The sequence below is a fragment of the Flavobacterium sp. A45 genome (genome assembly GCF_002001005.1).
Lineage (GTDB): Bacteria > Bacteroidota > Bacteroidia > Flavobacteriales > Flavobacteriaceae > Flavobacterium.
Genome location: NZ_MUNX01000059.1, coordinates 1 through 17582 on the forward strand (window position 1 = coordinate 1; position 17582 = coordinate 17582).

General features: G+C 37.8%; 10 protein-coding genes. 4 read left to right on the plus strand and 6 right to left on the minus strand.

The features are described from left to right. The 4 genes from B0E44_RS04370 to B0E44_RS04385 form a co-directional block, all read left to right on the plus strand. Positions 1 to 890, plus strand: an 890-nt coding sequence (locus tag B0E44_RS04370) for an AraC family transcriptional regulator (RefSeq protein ID WP_077370986.1), incomplete at its 5' end; no start/stop codon positions are given. Positions 891 to 1070: 180 nt separating this feature from the next. Beyond that, entirely contained in the window at positions 1071 to 2360 is a 1290-nt protein-coding gene (gene fucP / locus B0E44_RS04375) for an L-fucose:H+ symporter permease (protein WP_077370987.1), read from the plus strand. A 24-nt stretch (positions 2361 to 2384) separates the two neighbouring features. Further along, on the plus strand, positions 2385 to 4025 hold the full coding sequence (locus tag B0E44_RS04380; protein WP_077371116.1) for a UxaA family hydrolase: 1641 nt from the start codon (positions 2385 to 2387) through the stop codon (positions 4023 to 4025). 85 nt (positions 4026 to 4110) lie between these two features. Beyond that, complete coding sequence (locus tag B0E44_RS04385; RefSeq protein ID WP_077370988.1) at positions 4111 to 4875, plus strand: SDR family NAD(P)-dependent oxidoreductase; 765 nt, start codon at positions 4111 to 4113, stop codon at positions 4873 to 4875. Positions 4876 to 5155: 280 nt separating this feature from the next. Here the strand turns inward: B0E44_RS04385 and galA are convergent, their stop codons facing one another. From galA to B0E44_RS04415, 6 genes are all read right to left on the minus strand, one after another. Continuing rightward, the gene (gene galA / locus B0E44_RS04390; RefSeq protein ID WP_077370989.1) at positions 5156 to 7969 is read right to left on the minus strand and encodes a beta-galactosidase GalA; all 2814 of its coding nucleotides are present in this window, start codon (positions 7967 to 7969) and stop codon (positions 5156 to 5158) included. Positions 7970 to 7998: 29 nt separating this feature from the next. After that, positions 7999 to 10275, minus strand: a complete 2277-nt coding sequence (locus B0E44_RS04395; protein WP_124019276.1) for a glycoside hydrolase family 3 N-terminal domain-containing protein — start codon at positions 10273 to 10275, stop codon at positions 7999 to 8001. Positions 10276 to 10347: 72 nt separating this feature from the next. Next, positions 10348 to 11841: a glycoside hydrolase family 30 beta sandwich domain-containing protein gene (locus B0E44_RS04400; protein ID WP_077370990.1), complete on the minus strand. Its 1494-nt coding sequence runs from the start codon at positions 11839 to 11841 to the stop codon at positions 10348 to 10350. After that, positions 11834 to 14122: an FAD-dependent oxidoreductase gene (locus B0E44_RS04405; RefSeq protein WP_077370991.1), complete on the minus strand. Its 2289-nt coding sequence runs from the start codon at positions 14120 to 14122 to the stop codon at positions 11834 to 11836. The genes B0E44_RS04400 and B0E44_RS04405 overlap by 8 nt, the downstream gene beginning before the upstream one ends. Continuing rightward, entirely contained in the window at positions 14123 to 15763 is a 1641-nt protein-coding gene (locus B0E44_RS04410; RefSeq protein WP_165688765.1) for a Na+:solute symporter, read from the minus strand. A 122-nt stretch (positions 15764 to 15885) separates the two neighbouring features. Beyond that, positions 15886 to 17574, minus strand: a complete 1689-nt coding sequence (locus tag B0E44_RS04415) for a RagB/SusD family nutrient uptake outer membrane protein (RefSeq protein ID WP_077370993.1) — start codon at positions 17572 to 17574, stop codon at positions 15886 to 15888. Positions 17575 to 17582 lie beyond the last annotated feature (8 nt).

Consider the following 17582-nt stretch of genomic DNA (forward strand, 5'->3'; position numbering starts at 1 on the left):
TCTTTGCTCAAAAAAAACGAATAATGAAAATTGAAAAAACAAAAATTTCATCTTACCTAAATAGCTATATTTCTGTTATTTCCCGTGAGGAATCCTTTTTTCAATCTCCTTTTCATTCACATCCTGAACTCGAATTAGTCTATATCAAAGAAAGTTACGGTAAGCGAATTGTTGGAAATTCGGTAGAACAATTTGTATCGGGTGACATGGTATTCCTTGGCTCAGATATTCCTCATGTATGGCTAAATGACGAAATTTATTATAAAGGAATTAATACATTAAAAGCCGAAGCCATTGTTGTTTATTTTAACAAAGATATCTTCGGTCCAATTTTTTATGAATTAAAAGAAACGCAAAAAATAAACAATCTCTTTAATAGAGCTGGCAGAGGTTTATCTATTACCGGAAAAACAAATGAACTGATTGCTAAAAAATTAGAGAAACTGGTTCACAAAAAAAACTTCGAAATCATTATTGGACTTTTTGAGATTTTATCAATGCTTTCTGAAAGCAGCGATATTTCGTTTGTAAATAACGAAGCTTACACTCCAGTGAATGACAGTGCAAAAAATGATCGCCTTTCGGATGTTTTTGAATATGTAAAAAACAATTTCAAACAAGATATCTCATTGGATGAAATTGCCAAAATTGCCAATCTGACTCCAACCTCTTTTTGCAGAATGTTCAAGTCGAAAACCCAAAAGCATTTTGTCGAATACCTCAATGAGATTCGGGTTTCCAATGCCTGTAAATTTCTGATTGAATCCGACATGGGAATGTCTGAAATTGCATATGAATGTGGATACAAAACCGTTTCCAATTTCAATAAACTTTTCAAAAAACTGACGGAAACCACTCCGAAAGAATACCGCAAAAACGCAGAAAATTAATTTCTATCGAATAATCTTCAAACTAAACAACAGCTATACAATAAGTTATACCAGGAAATCTTTTTATTTAAATTTACTGAGATAATAAATAGTTAATCTAGGATAATATTGAATTAATAAATTTACATTAGGAATTATACCTTTCGATTTCTAAAACAGTAAAAAATTAATAAAATACGTATGGCATTATCACCTCCTTCTGATGTTCAAAAGAACATTGATTCTAAAGAAAATAAAAAGTGGTTATTTCCCTTTGTGTTGGTAACCAGCTTATTTTTTTTCTGGGGATTTGTACACAATTTGGATCCAATCCTTATTCCTCATTTACGAAAAGCCTTTAACCTTACGGACTTGCAATCTTCTTTGATCGATTCATCGGTTTTTATAGCCTATTTTGTTATGGCATTGCCGGCGGGCTATATCATGCGAAAGTATGGATACAAATCGGGTATTATGATAGGATTGGTTTTATTTGGTATTGGTTCAATTTTATTTGTTCCGGCAGCCAATTCGTTACAATATATTTATTTTCTGGGAGCCTTGTTTATTATCGCCTGCGGACTTACTTTTTTGGAAACCGCAGCCAATCCTTATGTTACTATATTAGGACCTTCTGAAACGGCCACCAAAAGATTAAATTTTTCGCAATCCTTTAATGGGCTTGCCGCTTTTATTGCTCCAGCATATATAGGTCCTATGATTTTGTCCGGAAAAAATCTTACGCAAGAACAAATGGACGCTATGAATCCTTCGGAATTACACACTTATCTTTTGGAAGAAGCCGCGAGTGTCAAAATGCCTTATTTAGTTTTGGGTTTGATTATTTTGGCTGTGGCAGTAGTCTTTTATTTTACTAATATGCCCGATGTAAAAGACGAAGACAAAGACGGAATAGATGGTGCAAGTTTTTCAGGTGCCCTAAAGTCGATGCGATTACGATGGGGAATTCTGGCACAATTTTTTTATGTAGGAGCGCAAGTTTGTGTGGCTAGTTTTTTTATAAAAATGGCAACAACATCTGCGGGTCTTGACGAAGATACAGCGGCCAAATATTTAGGTTTTTTTGGTCTAACATTCATGTTAGGCCGTTTTGCAGGAACATTTTTCATGCAATATGTACAGCCAAGAAAATTATTGATCATTTATTCAATAATCAATATTTTACTTTCTGTTTTGGCTATAATGGGTACAGGAATGGTTGTAGTGTATACGTTAATAGCAATCGCATTTTTTATGAGCATTATGTTCCCTACTATATTTTCCATGGGAATTGAAGGACTCGGACATAATACTAAAATAGGATCATCATTAATTGTAATGTCAATCGTGGGAGGAGCATTATTGCCTCCTGTTTTAGGATTGATTTCGGATGCTACAGGAAGTATCCAAAACGGTTATATCGTTCCATTGGCTTGTTTTTCAGTGGTACTACTGTTTGCATTTAATGGACATAAAACAAACGAAGCATAAATTCTACTTAATATAATTATGGAAATGAAAAGATTAGTAGTGAAAATGCACCCGAGCGATAATGCACTGGTGGCTTTGATCGATTTATCAAAAGGAGAAAGTATTATTTTTGAAGGACAAACATATATTCTTCAAGACAACATTAAAGCAAAACATAAATTTTATACCTCTGATTTAAGCAAAGGTGATGAAGTGATTATGTACGGTGTTTTGGTAGGAAAAATACAATCCGATGTGGCCAAAGGAAGCTTAATGACCACCGAAAATCTAAAGCATGCAGCCGAACCTTACGGATATCGTCTTACCGACTTTTCCTGGCAAGCCCCAGATGTTTCTAAATACAAAGACAAAACATTTAAAGGCTATAAAAGAAAAGACGGTCGTGTAGGAACAGCAAATTACTGGTTGTTTGTACCAACAGTTTTTTGTGAAAACAGAAATTTGGATGTCATAAAAGAAGCTTTGCACAATGAATTGGGCTATTCTGTAAGCGATAAATACACGCAATTCACACATCAGTTGCTGAAAAGCTATCAAAGTGGAGAAGATATTAATGCAGTCGATTTACAGCTAATGCCAACCAATGTTATAAACAGAGTATTCAAAAATGTGGATGGAATAAAATTCCTTAACCACCAAGGAGGCTGTGGCGGAACACGACAGGATTCGGCAACGCTGAGTTCTTTACTAGCATCATATGCCAACCATCCAAATGTGGGAGGTATTACGCTATTGAGTTTGGGATGCCAGCATTTGCAAGTACAAGATTTTGTAAATGATGTAAAAAAACAAAATCCAGCATTCGATAAGCCGTTGTTTATTTTTGAACAGCAACAAACCGAAAGCGAAGAAGCATTAGTAGCCAATGCAATTAAAAAAACCTTTGAGGGCTTAATAGAAATCAATCAATATGAAAGAACAGAAGCACCTTTAAGTGAATTGTGTGTTGGTGTAAAATGTGGTGGAAGTGATGGTTTTAGTGGCGTTTCAGCAAATCCAGCAGTAGGATATACTTCAGATTTATTAGTGGCTTTGGGTGCTAAAGTTCTATTGGCTGAGTTCCCAGAATTATGTGGAGTAGAGCAAAATCTGATTGACCGTTGTACAACTGAAACTTCGGCTAAAAAATTCATAGATTTGATGCAATCCTACGATGCTCTAGCTCATAAAGTGGGTTCGGGTTTTCATATGAATCCTTCACCTGGAAATATCAAGGACGGTCTAATAACCGATGCGATAAAAAGTGCCGGTGCGGCCAAAAAAGGGGGAACAGCACCTGTAGTCGATGTATTGGATTATACCGAACCAGCAACAAAAGCAGGTCTAAGTTTAGTTTGTACCCCAGGAAATGATGTAGAAGCAACAACTGGCAAAGCCGCATCTGGAGCAACATTAATATTGTTTACCACAGGTTTGGGGACACCAACAGGCAACCCGGTTTGTCCAGTGATAAAGGTAGCGACCAATTCCATTTTGGCTAAAAAAATGAGCGATATTATCGATATCGACTGTGGGCCGGTAATCAGTGGTGAAAAAACCATTGAGCAAATGGGCGAAGATATTTTGGAGTATTGTATTAAAGCTGCCAGTGGAGAAATTATTCCTAAAGCAGTGCAATTGAACCAAGATGATTTTATTCCGTGGAAACGCGGTGTATCGTTATAAAAACTCTTCCCTCCTATCCAAAAGAAAGAAACTGGGAGTGAATTATGCATTTAGCCAATTATTAAAAAATCTAAAAATATAATATATGTTTTCATTACAAAATAAAAAGGCAGTAGTTACGGGAGGCGGCAGCGGAATAGGAAAAGCCATTTCGGTTTTATTCGCCAAGCAAGGTGCCGAAGTCCATATTGTTGAATTGACTCAGGAAAGTGCCCAATCAGCGGTAGAAGAAATAAAACTATCTGGTGGAAAAGTATTTTCGCATGCCTGCAATGTGGCCAATCAGCAAGAGGTATCTGCAACATTCGAGACAATAGGAGCTATAGATATTTTGGTTAACAATGCCGGAATTGCCCATGTGGGAAAAGTAGAAACTACTCCAGAAGCCGACTTTGATCGCATCATGAGCGTAAATGTAAAAGGCGTTTACAATTGTTTGCATTCTGCAGTGCCACATCTAAAAACTTCTGGAGGTGGAGTTATTTTGAACATGGCTTCTATTGCTGCTTGGGTTGGTATTCCAGATCGATTTGCTTATTCTACTGCAAAAGGAGCAGTAATGGCAATGACTTTATCCGTTGCCAAAGATTATATGGGCGAAAACATCCGTTGTAATTCGATTTCTCCAGCACGAGTACACACTCCTTTTGTGGATGGGTTCATTTCTAAAAACTATCCAGGTCAAGAAGCCGAAATGTTTGAAAAATTATCAAAATCACAACCTATAGGCCGCATGGCAAAACCTGAAGAGGTAGCCGCTTTGGCTTTGTTTTTATGCAGCGACGAAGCTGGTTTCATTACCGGTTGCGATTATCCAATTGATGGTGGGTTCATTAAATTGAATAACTAATTCAAATTACCAGTCAATCCATTTATTTAATTTGGATTCCAAGTGCCTCGGGTTTGTGAAATAAGTTATATTGATACAAAATTGATTCGGTTACAATAGAAAAACCCCGAAAGTCATTTTACTTCCGGGGTTACTAACTAATCCATTTAATAAAAAACGCTACACTTATTATGGAAGTAGATAACCAATCTATCGTAGTTAGTGTTTTAAATTCTTTGTTTGTGATATTCTACGCGATTAAGCTTTAAAACAGCCCGCAAAATTTAAACTATTTGGCTGGCTACTCAACTGTAATTAAACCACCTAAACCTGCTTTATTACCCTTTTCGGTTTCAATTAATACCCTAATTTCTCGTTCGCCTTTACCAGCAGGCATTTGCACTACAAAATCACTAGAGCTTTCCGTACTCTTTACAGCCAGTAATTTTTTATCTAACCAAACTTCAGCTTTACCTTTTAATGCTTTTAAAATAATTTTACCCCCATTATTTTGCTGTGCTAAATATGGTTTGAAATTGGTACGGTACACTACGTAGTTACCTTCTGAAAAAGTCTGCATATGACCTGGTTTTACCGACTGCCAACTATTCATATCATTACCCTCAATTACTTGATTGGGATCTGGTTTCACTTTGCTTACAGGTGAAATCAGCCATTTATCCAATACCAAGTAAGGCTCTTCAACTGGAACTGAGGGTATGTTTTTTGCTTCGACAACTTCAATGCTTAGAGTAGTAGAATTTAAACCCGGAGATCTTGCTTTCAAAATTAATTGACCACTGCTTCCCTTAGCACTTTGTAAAATAACCTGAGCCAGTCCATTAAATAGACTGCGTTTATTTCCTTTTTCCATTTCATGTGAATTGGGATCACCGTTGCCCAAACCAATTATGTTTCCGCCTCCTTGCAGTTCAAATTCTATCGGTAAATTTGCTGTTTGCATTGGTCTTCCATTCGAATCTAAAGCTTCCACGGTAACCGGAACAGCATCCCATCCATCTCCGCTGATTTTATTACGGTCTGGTGTTAATCTGATTTGTACTGGTTCTCCTGTAGTTTCCACACTAAAATGCGAGACTTCTTTTCCTTTAACATAACCTATTGCCTCCAATTTTCCTGGCTGATAAGGAACCTCCCAACTGTTCATTTCATATTTATCTACTTTTTGTTTACCTACTTCTTTCCCATTCAATAACAATTTCACCTCATCTGCATTACTCATTGCCATTACCTTAATTGGTTTTCCGTTTTGGCCATCCCAATTCCAATGCGGTACTAATTGAAGTATTGGTTTATCCTTAACCCATTGTGCCTGATGTATGTAAAAAGCCGTTTTGGGGAATCCGCATAAATCCAAAATACCAAAATTAGAACCAGCCGTTGGCCAGTCATAAGGAGTCGGTTCACCATGGTAATCAAAACCAGTCCAAACAAAACAGCCTGCTAAATAAGGACGCTCTGCGACAGCTTTCCACGCCTCTCGATGTGTAGATCCCCAGCTCGGTTTTTGAGTATCATAAGCATCTAAGGTATGTTTTGCAGCATCAGTTGTATAATTGCCCCTAACCATAATTGCTGATGCATCTTCTGAACTGGTAAGTAACATCTCTGGATGTTCTTTATGAAAACGATCGTAATTATTCACTTGATAATTAAATCCAACCACATCTACGGCTTGGGAAACATTGACAGGCTCAAAAAGTCCTCCGTTTGCGGCAGCAGTTACAGGCCGGGTAGTATCTAATTTCTTAACTTCGGCACTCATGCGGCGTACCATTTGGTAACCAATTTCTGTTCCCTGCATTGGTTCTTCATTAAAAACAGACCATAAAATAATACTGGGATGATTTCTATCCCGACGCACCATCCAAGTTAACTGATTAATGTATTCAGGAGAAGAATTGAAATTCCTGTTTTCATCCATCACTAAAATCCCCATTCTGTCGCAGGCATCTAAAAACTCGGCTGAAGGTGGATTATGGGCACAGCGGTATGCATTAGCACCCATTTCTTTCAATTTTTTCAATCTAAAATCCCATAAAGAATTTGGAACCGCAACTCCTACACCAGCATGATCCTGATGGTTGCAGACACCCAATAGCTTAAGAGGTTTGTCATTCAAATAAAAGCCAGAATCTGCAGTAAAACGAATAGTTCTAAATCCGCATTTGGTAGTTAAAGTATCAACAGGAAGACCATTTTGTTTCACCACTGTATGAACCTTATACAAAACTGGTTCATCTGGAGACCATAATTTAGGGTTACTTGTTTTAAGCAATAAATGTGCTGTATTTTTATCCAGTACTCCCACTTTAGCAGATGTTTCTGCGCTTACTACTATGTTACCATTTTGATCGATAAGTGTAGAGGATACAGTAGCATCAGCACTTGTGTTTCCTGTATTCTGCAAGCTTACTTCAATAGGTATTTCCCACTCCCCAGATGCGCTTTTAACAGGATGCGCAAATACTCCATCTGTCACAATATGTAATGGTGAACGTTTGACCAGCCATGTATGACGGTAAATCCCTGCACCTTCATACCACCATCCTTCCTGATCTATCGCATCAACACGAATCGAAATGTTATTCAGCTCATCTCCGTATTTAGCCATGGCGGTAATATCAATATAAAAAGAAGAATAACCAGACCAGTTGCGGTGTACTGCAATTCCGTTAAACCAAACTGTACAATGAGTGGCTACACCATCGAATTGAAGCTCCAAGTTTTTTCCTCTGTCTTTTGGGTCTATCTTAAAACTGCGGCGATACCATCCTATTCCACGCTTGCGATATCCTTGTGCCAGATTCTCATTAGGATCAAAACCGCCTTCCACTGCCCAGTCATGAGGCAGATTAAGAATCCTCCAATCGGTATCGTCATAATCTGTCCCAGCAGCACCGCCTGCCTTTCCGGCTTTGGCATTAAAATAACTGTTCTCATGTCCTTTAACCTCCGGAAAAGGGATATCACCTAAATGAAACCTCCAGCCTTCGTCTAATGAAAGTTTTTCCCGGGAATTTAAAACAGCATTCGATTGAGAAAAACCCAACAAACTGACGAAAGAAAAAACAAAGCCAATAATGAATCTCATGATAAAAATTTTAATTTTATAAAACTAAACTATTGTACAAGTTCAAATGATGAAGACAACACATCACGTGAATTGCCTCCTACAAAAACATTAAATTTCCCATTCTCAATAATGGATTTTCCTTCATGATCAAAAAATGCAAGATCATTTGAAGATATTTTAAAGCTCACGATTGTTTTCTCTCCCGCTTTAAGCATAATTTTTTTAAACCCTTTAAGTTCTTTTACCGGCCTTACAATTGATGCAGTTACATCCTGAATATAAAGCTGTACCACTTCCTCTCCATCATATTTACCCGTATTATTAAGTTCAACCGTTACAGATAAAGAATTATTTGTATCCAAAGTTTTGGATGATAAACTAATATTACTGTATTCAAAAGCAGTATAGCTCAAACCGTAACCAAATGGATACAAAGGTTCGTTTGGAATATCATGGAATCTGGAATAAAAATCGGCTGGTTTGTCTTTCGCATTTGGTTCAGGAGCTGGACGGCCAGTATTAAAATGATTGTAATAAACCGGAATCTGACCTAAAGCATAAGGAAAACTCATTACCGTTTTTGCTGATGGATTATACTTTCCTAAAATTACCTCAGCAATTGCGTTACCGGTCTCGGTTCCTAAAACCCAGCATTGAACAAGCGCATCACTCAAACCCTCTACTTCAGTCAGAATCATTGGCCTTCCTGAAGATACAAGAGTTACAATTGGCTTTCCGGTCTTCTTTAACGCTTTCAGCAGCTGTATTTGTCCTTCAGGAATGTTAATATCAGCCAAAGACTTATCTTCGCCGGACAAATTGCTGGTTATGCCAATATTAACAATAACCAATTCTGCAGCTGCAGCATTTTTTACAGCCTCGTTAATTAAAGCTTCTGTTGTAGAATTATCTTTGTTATAGCCTTCAGAAAAAGTTAAATTTGAGAACTGCTTTTTTAACCCCTCGTAAATAGTAACACAATCCTGTGCATCTGCAGTAGCTTTCCACATATCAACCATATCCGATTTACTGTTAGCATAATAACCAATCAAAGCCACTTTTTGATTTGGGTTTTTAAGAGGCAAAATCTGCTGACTGTTTTTAAGAAGCAGAATGCTTTTTTCGGCTGCTTCTTTAGCAATCTTTCTGTTTTCGGTAGTGAATATATTTTCTGTTTCACGCTTTGTGTCCAAAAAACGATAAGGGTTTTCAAACAGTCCGAGTTTAAACTTATAGTACAATATCGCACCAACTGCTTTATCGACTTGGTCTAAACTCAGCTTACCTTCTTTTACAAGTTCTGGCAGGTAATTTATGGCAGTTCTGCTTTCCATATCCATCATACTGCCCGCTTTTATTGCTTTATATACAGCGTCTTTTTTATCCATTGCATAACCATGGGCAATCATTTCTGCAAATGCATTCCAATCACTCACGACAAACCCTTTAAAATCTAATCTGTTTTTTAGAATATCGGTAAGCAAAAATGTACTACCGCTTGCAGGTACACCGTCAAAAACATTAAATGAGGTCATAACTGTTGCTGCTCCTGCCCTCACTGCTGCATCATAAGGAGGCAGATATTTGTTGTAAAACGCTACTCTGGAAACATCAACATTATTATATTCCCTGCCGGCTTCAACTGCGCCATAAGCGGCGAAATGCTTAACGCATGCCAAAACATCAAAAACACTATCAAGATTCCCTTGAAAACCTTTAACTCTAGCTGCTCCAATAACAGAACCGTAATAAGGATCCTCTCCCGCTCCTTCCATTACACGACCCCATCTGGGATCGTTAGAAACATCACACATAGGTGCAAAAATCCAGTTAAGTCCTGATGCAGCAGCTTCTTTTGCAGCTATTCTGGAATTTTTATTTACCTGATCCATATCCCAGCTGCACGCTTCAGCAAGCGGAATTGGGAATAAAGTTTTATAACCATGAATTACATCAAAACCAAACAGTAATGGAATTTTCAACCGGCTTTGTTCTACGGCTATCTGCTGTACTTTCTTGATTTTTGAAACCCCAAGAGTATTGAGTAATGAACCTACTTTACCTTGTTTGACAAGATCAAGTTTCTCCTGTTCTCCATCAGCCTTATTATCAGGACCAGTAAACATTCCATAATTTAACTGGTTAAGCTGACCTGCTTTTTCTTCTAATGTCATTCGGCTTAACAAATCTTCTACCCGTTGTTCTATAGAAGCATTTTTATTGAGATAAATTGCGTCACTTTTGGATTGAGCTGTTATACCGCAAGGAATAATCAAAGCCACAATCACAATTAATGACAATCTAATATTTCTTTTTATATACATATTTGAATGATATTAAAATTCTTAAGTAAATTTTGCTCCTTTTTAATTGAAACTCATTTAAAGTACCTCCGATTATTGTTCAACCCAAAACTCTACAGCATGATTAGGAACAAGAGCATTAAATTTTTCACCCGATTGTTTCCCTATCGATACATCTTTCTGGTATGGCGTATAGCGATATCCTTTAAAGTTCCCTTTAGTGTTTGGCACTACATTAAACTGAAAGGGTTTACCAGAACGATTAGTCAAAACAATTACTAATTTGCCTTTCGGAGTTTTATAAGCCATTATGCGGTTATCTTTCAAAACCGTGCCTTCGTCAATATGGTATCTTTTGGAGTCCCAAGGCATGTATTTTAAAAATCCTGCAATGGCATTAAAATTCCTAGGAACATAGTCCCAATGGCCTTTTTGGATATTTTTAAAATGATTGAAATTATCATCGTTGTAGGGGCGCCAAATTCCAAGTGCAAAACTTTGCGCTTCTTCATTATAAGTGGGTTTTAGTGCGTGCAACCAAAACCAAGTAGGGGAATTGGTAAACGTCATCCAATTCATTATGGTTTGGGCAGTATTAACAAAATTCCCATCGTTTATTTCATCATTTTTAGTATAATTAAAATACTCAAACTCGTTGGTAAAAACATATTTGCCATCAGTATTGCTGTTGTATTTTACAGCATCATCAATAAGGATATTCGAATCAGCACCGATGCGGTGTAAAACCCATGCATCCACATGTTTCAATGCTACACTGTCCTTTTTAATTTCCTCTGCTATAAGTCCGAGGTGTCCATCCCAGCTATCAGCCATTATGATTGCCTCAGGAAAAGCACTTTTTATTTTTGGAGCAACTGCCTTAAATGCTTTCAAGTAAACTTCTGCATCAAAATATTCAGTAGTTGAAAATGACTGATTGGCCATTTTATCATTAGGATCCACTGGTTTTTGAGGTGGAGCGATGTACCCTTTTGGCTTAACATGCTGTCCAGCTTCATTTTGCAGTCCCCACATTCTTACTTTTAAACCATTACTATCCAAAAATTTGGCATCATCTACCAAAGCATCTCCAAAATCATTTAAAAATGCAGCATCAGTACTTTTCAATGTTCCGCCAATAAAAGCATTATTGGATTTCCAAAAAGGCGCAACCGACCAATACTCCAAGGATATGCCTTCCATTTTTGAACCTTTCATCAGTTCCTTTAAATCATTGAGCTGATTCGGATATCTCTCTTGAAAACGCTTTCCTTCTTTGTCCAAACCCCTGAAATAAAGTCCCATCGCCAATCGGCAATAGCGAAAACCTTTCAGCATATCTTTATAAAGCCGTTTCCTTTCGGATTTTTCCAAATTATTGGGAATGGCAATCACTTCATTGGGCAAGCCGATGTTTCCAGAACCAATGGCATCATTTTGTATTTCGATTCCTAAACCCCAAATGGTTTGTTCCGGCTTATCCAAACGAATGGTGTATTTCCCCTCCTGTTGCTGTGCAAACAGAGAAACACTGACCATTAAAAGACAGGCTAAAACTGATTTTCTATTATTCAATATATTATTCATAACATCTTATTTCATATATCTGAGCAGAAGGATCTCCATTGGTAGCATTTACCTGTATTCTAAGTTCTGTGGTTTCAATACCCTCAAAACTATGCTTTACCTGTCTCTGGTAGTTTTCTGTAACTTCTAAAACTTTCTCCCATTTATTGTCTTTTAAAGCCAATATTTCATAGTCTTTTGGACATTGCGGATCACGGTAAAATGGATCATAAGCATGATATTCCCTAAGTAGATGTCCTGGAAAAGTCAGTTCAATTCCTTTGATTACCTTACTTTTTTCCCAGCTTAACTGCAAAAATTGGGATAATGGGAGATTTGGGTCAGATTTCCAAAGATTAGTAAATTTATGCGGTCTTGTGACACCGCTGATTACATTTTGAGGGCTAAAACAAGGCTGAGCAGGTTCTATTCTAAAACTTAAAGTCTGCCCGTTTCCAAATCGGCGCATTTTTTCTGCACTTATCTGGTACATGGCCATGTGACCGGATTCAATTTTTCCAGCACAAAGCCATTCTAATGCCGCATTTGGCAAAATGTCCAAACGAACAAACTCTCCTACTGGTGCATTTTTTAGATCAACAGGCCACGCTACCCAGTGTGTACCGGGTAAGATACTTAATTCTGCTTCTGATAAAACCTCCCCTTTATCAACACTATAATCCCAAATATGCTCACTTTTCCTAAGCTGTACGGTGAAATTCTGTTCACTATCTGAATTATTGCGAATACAAACCTCAATTTTATTTATGAATGAAGAGCCAATGGCAATAAGCTGGCCTTTTCGGCATTCCATCTTTTCAATCTCATACTGCGGCTGGTCTTCCCAAATTTTTAATCCCTCATGTGCTCCTTTGCTCTCGGGGCCTGCTCCGTATAAAAGAGCTTCGCTGCTGGCGGTAATCTTAGCCTGAAGTGCAATGTCTTTTTCATCTTTATTACTGTAATTTGGCAGGAAACAACCATCTCTAAGCAGCTGCTGCTGAATTTCTTCAATAATCTTAGCAGGGGCTTCTGTTACTGGCAAGTTTCTTTGCAACGAAAGTGCGGCGGCAGTTCCTGCAGCCTGTCCCATCAATGCAGTCGTATTCATTACCCTTACCGTTCCCAAAGCTGCATGAGTTACACTGACATTTCTGCCTGCCATCATTAAATTGTCCATGTCTTTGGCGATAAGACTCCTTAATGGAATTCCATAAGGTCCTGCATAACTTTTGACTGCATATTCAGAAAATGTCGAGTAATTTTCATTACTGGACGGTTCGCTGTTAGCTGCTAACAAACCACCTGGTGTATGGAGATCAATAAACCATCCGCCAAATGCAATTTCATCATTAAAAACCGTACAATTCTGCGGGTCATGTTCGGTCATTAAATACTGTCCCATAATACGACGGCTTTCTCTCTTTCCAGGCACCTGCCCTACCCAGTCCAAAGCATACTCTTTGGTAAGCTCCATCATTTTAGGATCTTTATTTTTCATCCAATCCCATACTCCTAATGCGTGACGGGTAAGTTCATGTCTTATGGTTTCATTATCAGTAATGGTATTGTAAGGAACACCAATCTCAATCCACCAATACCCACCTCTTTTTTGCTTAGGCGGTCTACCCTGTTTGTAAAAAAAACTGGCATCGTCATAACTTATTGCCCATTCAGGAGCTTTATAGTCACAAGGCTTCCCAATATATTTTGTTTTAAAATGGATAGAACTTCCCATCACATCTTTACTAGCAACATCTGGAGCATGAGGTTCGTTAAATTCACTTTTCGCTTCACTTCCCAAACGGTATTCACAGCCAGCCAAATCGGCAACTATTCCATCTCCAGAAGCATCAATGAAAGTATCTGCATATAGCAGCACATCAGTTTCTGAATTTTGAATTCTTGCTTTTACTGCTTTAATCAGTCTATCTTCTTTAATAATTTCATACACATCGGTGTTTACTTTGATGGTAAGATTGGGAGTGGACTGAGCAAGATTATACATGGTTAAATCCCAAATACTATTAGTCCAGCCATTCTCAAAAATTTCTTCGTGATTTACTGCTCTTTCTGCTATAAGTAATTCTGAAATAATTCCGGTTTCTCTAGCATATGCATGAAAAGCACAGGCTCCATGTGGAGTTACGCGTATTTCGGAAGAGCTGTTGCCTCCAAAAACGGGACGATTATGAACTATGCAAGTTTTACTGCCTAAACGAGCTGCTGCAATGGCTGCACAAAAACCTGCCAATCCGCCGCCAACAACTACTATATTGTATTTTTCTTCTAAATTTTGCATTTAAATTGAATTTGTAGATATAATTTTTTTTGATTTTTTTACTTTTAATGAAAGTAAAATAATTGTACTGAGTATAAATAAAACTGCTGAAAACACTCCAATGAGAGTACGAGAAGAATCGGTGGTAAACAACATCAGTCCAAACATAATAACAGCCAATACTCCGATGCTGAAACCTAATAAGCGAGCTGGAAAAATGGCTAATTGATGATCCTCTTCCGAATTTGAAATAGCTTGTTTACTGTTTAATTTTTCCTGAATCTCCTTAAATCCTGGATCAACCGTTTTAGAACCAAACTCCATAACGGCTAAGACAATTAACGGTACAAAAACACCAACAGCCACTTCAAAAAGCTGACTGTTTGCATAATACAGACTCATTATGAAGTTATCCGATTTTATGGATATTGCCATTTTCAGAAAAAGAGAAACCATAACTGTTATTCCCGTAGACCACCAAATAGAACTTTGTTTTATTTTTCCAAAATACAATCCCCACAACATGGGCAACACCATCGCAACAACGAGTAAGCCCGTAACGGTTAATATAATTTGCTCTGCACCGCCAAAATAAGGAACACAGACAGCGATTGCCATGATAAGAAGACCTATTACCAGCGAACTCAATCTCCCTACAAATACCACACTTTTTTCACTCGCATTAGGGGCTATAATATCTTTATAGACACTATTGGTGATTGCTGCTGCGTATACGTTTATTTCACCGTCAATGTAACTTGCTGCCGATGAAAACATAGCTGCTACCAGCAATCCCATCAATCCTGGCGGCAATACCCATGCACAAGCAAGAATATAAGCTTGTTCCGGAGCAGCATCAGGGTGGGAAACGCGATAGATAATAGGCGGAAGCATCCAGATAATAGGACTTATTATATAAAGCCACCCAAACAAATTGGATGATTTACGGGCATTTTCAGGACTGCTGACTGCTAAGAAACGCTGCACAAACACCCATTCTCCTCCTAATTTAAAAGTATGCACGATAACCCAGCCGATTAGGAACAGCCATGTAAAATTGCCGGAGACCGGAGAAAGAAATGTTTCAGGCAAATGATCAATAAGACTTGTCACGCCTCCCACTTTTTGAATACTTAGCGGCACTACAAACAAAACGGTCATCGTTAATACAACAAATTGAACAGCATCAATAATTAAAACTGCCCACAAACCGCCGCTTACAGCGTACATCAGCATCAAAAAGCCCGAAATAATAATAGTATATGGAATTGATAACTTATGGGTAACTGGATCAGCCAACCAATTATCTGCCGATAAAGGTATAAGTGACGATACCACTACCGCAAATGAGTATAATGCTACACCCATGGCAATAATTTTAAAAAGCATGCCGACCCAAGTATAAAACTGCACAGCTCCCTGGCCAAAACGAATTGACACATACTCTCCTACTGTACTTATATTAAGTGAAGCCCATTTTTTAGCAAAAAATTTCCCCACCAAAAATGATGCAATTCCCGAACACATCAGAATACTGACAGCCACCAAACCTTGTTTGTATGCAATACCGCCCCACACCACAAATGTCCCTGCAGAAAATGCACTCATAAAAGCAGATAATCCCGAAAGCCACCAGGGAGATTGCTTTCTTACAGCAAACATATCATCTGAAGTTTTATTCCGCTTTGACAATATGCCACCGATAAGTAAAATACCGGCAGCATATAGAATAAGTATTATATAATCAGTTAATTCCATATATTATGTAAATAGTATAATCTAATTTAGTAATTAGGGTTTTGTGTCAGATTTGGATTAACAGTTCTTTCAATTGCTGGAATTGGCCATAGATATTGTTTACTGGCATCAAATTTTCTGGTTGTAAAATTTTTAGCCGCCCCTGTGGCAATGTATGGCGTGTAATCCGGAATACCATCTGCATCTATTACGGGTGCACCTGCAAAAGGAAATTTTGCCTTATGGATATTATTGGCAGGAACTGGATCAGGTATACCAACACCAGGTTTGTTTAATGCTTTTTCTGCAATTCTCCATCGGATTAGATCCATGTATCGTAATCCCTCAAATGCAAATTCAACGCGACGTTCTCGGCGAACAATGGTTCGTAAATCTGCCTGATTTGTTGTTGTAACAGCTGGATAAAGCGTAGTCTGTCCTACTGTTTTCCCATAGGCTCTTGCTCTAACGGTATTGAGGTAAAGTAAAGTAGTCGCATCAATTGTATTCATTTCAACATCAGCCTCAGCATATATCAAAAACATTTCGGCATAACGGATAATTTTTAAATCATTGTCTTCTAATTTTCTATCAGCCCAAGATTGATCTATTCCTTTTTTCCATAAAAAACCTGAAAAACTAGCATTAATTGCATTTGCACGATTATCGTTGTTTTTTACCATAGCATTGTCACTAATTCTTCTAACAGTCAGTGAGTCCGGATGTGGCTGATAGATGTAACCAAGCCAGATAGAACTAAAGGGAACAATAGTTTGTGCCATACGTGGATCCCTGTTTGCAAAAGGTTTTTGTGGATTATATAATGGAGATTTATCAACTGGCAGTCCATCAGTACACTCGTAGGAGTCCACTAATTCCCAAGTTGGGAATTTAGCAGCAAATCCACCAGCGTTTCGAGCGATATGATCTGGGGCAATAAACCCATCTGAAACAACACCATTAGCTTGGTCCCTAACGACTGTTAGAATATTTTCTTTGCATTGTTCTCCCGCTTTTAAAAATAAATCGCGATAGCTTGGATACAACGTATAAGCATTTGAAGCTATAACTGCCTTGGCAGCTGCTTTGGCAATATCATATTTTCCCATATATAAAGCTGTTCTTGCTTTAACAGCCAATGCAGTACCACTTGTAAAACGCTGTATTGCACTTGCACTGTAAGAAGCTGGCAGGTTTGCGGCAGCAAAATCTAAATCTTCAAAAATAAATTCCAGTACAATATTTTTATCAGATCTGGTATAAGAATAGGATTCACTTAAAGTAATTGGTTCCTTAATTAAAGGCACATCACCAAAATGAGTAATAAGCCTTGAATACTGATAGGCTCGTGCTAATTTAGCTTGTGCTTCAAACGAAGCCAAGGCTGCAGCCGAGGTGTTTTCTGAAGCTCTGCTCATGCTGGCAATTATGGTGTTGGCTCTAGTAATTATTTTATAGGCATCAGCCCACAATTTTTGGGCATCTGGATCACCACTGTTCATCGTACCGCTTATCACAGCATTAGGATTGGCTCTGTATAAAAAATTATCACTGTACTCTTCTTTATCATTTGCGATAAACGAAAAGCGATACAAATCATTTACCGCTATGGTAAGTTCGGTTTCGTTAGAGTAAAAATTACCACTGGATGGATCCGATAGAGGATTATAATCTAATTCTTGACAGCCGGCAAAAAGAAGCAGACATAATGCACTTAAATATATTGAAATTTTCATAATAATTA

Excerpts from the sequence above, each read along its gene's own strand:
- fucP (WP_077370987.1), top strand. The coding sequence starts at position 1,071 with ATGGCATTATCACCTCCTTCTGATGTTCAAAAGAACATTGATTCTAAA.
- B0E44_RS04380 (WP_077371116.1), top strand. The coding sequence starts at position 2,385 with ATGAAAAGATTAGTAGTGAAAATGCACCCGAGCGATAATGCACTGGTG.
- B0E44_RS04385 (WP_077370988.1), top strand. The coding sequence starts at position 4,111 with ATGTTTTCATTACAAAATAAAAAGGCAGTAGTTACGGGAGGCGGCAGC.
- galA (WP_077370989.1), bottom strand. The coding sequence starts at position 7,969 with ATGAGATTCATTATTGGCTTTGTTTTTTCTTTCGTCAGTTTGTTGGGT.
- B0E44_RS04395 (WP_124019276.1), bottom strand. The coding sequence starts at position 10,275 with ATGTATATAAAAAGAAATATTAGATTGTCATTAATTGTGATTGTGGCT.
- B0E44_RS04400 (WP_077370990.1), bottom strand. The coding sequence starts at position 11,841 with ATGAATAATATATTGAATAATAGAAAATCAGTTTTAGCCTGTCTTTTA.
- B0E44_RS04405 (WP_077370991.1), bottom strand. The coding sequence starts at position 14,122 with ATGCAAAATTTAGAAGAAAAATACAATATAGTAGTTGTTGGCGGCGGA.
- B0E44_RS04410 (WP_165688765.1), bottom strand. The coding sequence starts at position 15,763 with ATGTTTGCTGTAAGAAAGCAATCTCCCTGGTGGCTTTCGGGATTATCT.
- B0E44_RS04415 (WP_077370993.1), bottom strand. The coding sequence starts at position 17,574 with ATGAAAATTTCAATATATTTAAGTGCATTATGTCTGCTTCTTTTTGCC.